This is a genomic window from Streptococcus sp. HMSC066E07, assembly GCF_001814695.1.
In the GTDB taxonomy this organism is placed as follows: domain Bacteria; phylum Bacillota; class Bacilli; order Lactobacillales; family Streptococcaceae; genus Streptococcus; species Streptococcus hominis.
In genome coordinates this window covers 1-2,353 of the sequence record NZ_KV817444.1, presented here as the reverse complement: position 1 = coordinate 2,353, position 2,353 = coordinate 1, and the positions used below count along the sequence as shown (strand labels likewise).

Below are 2,353 nucleotides of genomic sequence, written 5' to 3'. Positions count from 1 at the left end.
AGGACCGTTATAGTTACGGCCGCCGTTTACTGGGGCTTCAATTCATACCTTCGACTTACGTCTAAGCACTCCTCTTAACCTTCCAGCACCGGGCAGGCGTCACCCCCTATACATCATCTTACGATTTAGCAGAGAGCTGTGTTTTTGATAAACAGTTGCTTGGGCCTATTCACTGCGGCTCAGTTACACTGAGCACCCCTTCTCCCGAAGTTACGGGGTCATTTTGCCGAGTTCCTTAACGAGAGTTCTCTCGATCACCTGAGGCTACTCGCCTCGACTACCTGTGTCGGTTTGCGGTACGGGTAGAGTATAAATTAACGCTAGAAGCTTTTCTTGGCAGTGTGACGTCACTCACTTCGCTACTAAACTTCGCTCCCCATCACAGCTCAATGTTACAGATAGAAGCATTTGACTCCTATCACACCTCACTGCTTAGACGTGCTCTTCCATTCGCACGCTTGAGTTAGCCTACTGCGTCCCTCCTTCACTCTATACTCTAGTACAGGAATCTCTACCTGTTGGCCATCGGATACACCTTTCGGTCTCTCCTTAGGTCCCGACTAACCCAGGGCGGACGAGCCTTCCCCTGGAAACCTTAGTCTTACGGTGGACAGGATTCTCACCTGTCTTGCGCTACTCATACCGGCATTCTCACTTCTATGCGTTCCAGCGCTCCTCACGGTACACCTTCACCACACATAGAACGCTCTCCTACCATCCCCTAAAGGATCCACAGCTTCGGTAAATTGTTTTAGCCCCGGTACATTTTCGGCGCAGGGTCACTCGACTAGTGAGCTATTACGCACTCTTTGAATGAATAGCTGCTTCTAAGCTAACATCCTAGTTGTCTGTGCAACCCCACATCCTTTTCCACTTAACAATTATTTTGGGACCTTAGCTGGTGGTCTGGGCTGTTTCCCTTTCGACTACGGATCTTAGCACTCGCAGTCTGACTGCCGACCATAATTCTTTGGCATTCGGAGTTTATCTGAGATTGGTAATCCGGGATGGACCCCTCACCCAAACAGTGCTCTACCTCCAAGAATCTTTCTGTCGACGCTAGCCCTAAAGCTATTTCGGAGAGAACCAGCTATCTCCAAGTTCGTTTGGAATTTCTCCGCTACCCACAAGTCATCCAAGCACTTTTCAACGTGCCCTGGTGCGGTCCTCCAGTGAGTTTTACCTCCCCTTCAACCTGCTCATGGGTAGGTCACATGGTTTCGGGTCTACATCATGATACTATGGCGCCCTCTTCAGACTCGGTTTCCCTACGGCTCCGTCTCTTCAACTTAACCTCGCATCATAACGTAACTCGCCGGTTCATTCTACAAAAGGCACGCTCTCACCCATTAACGGGCTCGAACTTGTTGTAGGCACACGGTTTCAGGTTCTCTTTCACTCCCCTCCCGGGGTGCTTTTCACCTTTCCCTCACGGTACTGGTTCACTATCGGTCACTAGGGAGTATTTAGGGTTGGGAGATGGTCCTCCCAGATTCCGACGGGATTCCTCGTGTCCCGCCGTACTCAGGATCCTGCTAGGTATAAAGACTATTTAAAATACGAGGCTCTTACTCTCTCTGGCAACCTTTCCCAAGGTCTTCTTCTATAATCTTTAAGTCCACATCGCAGTCCTACAACCCCGAGAAGTAAACTTCTCGGTTTGCCCTCTTGCCCTTTCGCTCGCCGCTACTCAGGCAATCGCTTTTGCTTTCTCTTCCTGCAGCTACTTAGATGTTTCAGTTCACTGCGTCTTCCTCCTCATATCCTTAATAGATACGGGTAACAGGCATCTACCTGTTGGGTTCCCCCATTCGGACATCCCTGGATCTACGCTTACTTACAGCTCCCCAAGGCATTTCGTCGTTTGTCACGTCCTTCTTCGGCTCCTAGTGCCAAGGCATCCACCGTGCGCCCTTACTAACTTAACCTTATCTTTGACCTCTCAGTCATATACTCATTAATATTCACAGCGTTTTCGGTTTATTTTCTTGTTACTATTTGATATCGTTATTCAATTTTCAATGTGCTAATCTTAGGATATTAAGAGACGGTTCGCTTGCGAAAACTTCTGTAGAAAAATAGAAAACTGACGCTGTGTTCGTCGAACACAAGGAAGTTTATCTTTTTTCCTAAGAAGTTAGTCTCATATGCAACTTCACTTCTTTATTAAGTTCAGTAGGATTCTATCCTAATGGAGCCTAGCGGGATCGAACCGCTGACCTCCTGCGTGCAAAGCAGGCGCTCTCCCAGCTGAGCTAAGGCCCCACAAGACCTCTCAAAACTAAACAAGACAAACTCAATGGCTTCCGTTTTTTCCTTAGAAAGGAGGTGATCCAGCCGCACCTTCCGATAC

At 48.4% G+C, this 2,353-nt stretch carries 1 tRNA gene and 1 rRNA gene; both read right to left on the bottom strand.

Features of this window, described 5'->3' with window-relative positions:
- Positions 1 to 1,928 (bottom strand): 23S ribosomal RNA (locus HMPREF2984_RS04960); the annotation flags it as partial.
- A gap of 264 nt (positions 1,929 to 2,192) precedes the next feature.
- Positions 2,193 to 2,265: transfer RNA gene (locus tag HMPREF2984_RS04955), tRNA-Ala, on the bottom strand.
- Positions 2,266 to 2,353 lie beyond the last annotated feature (88 nt).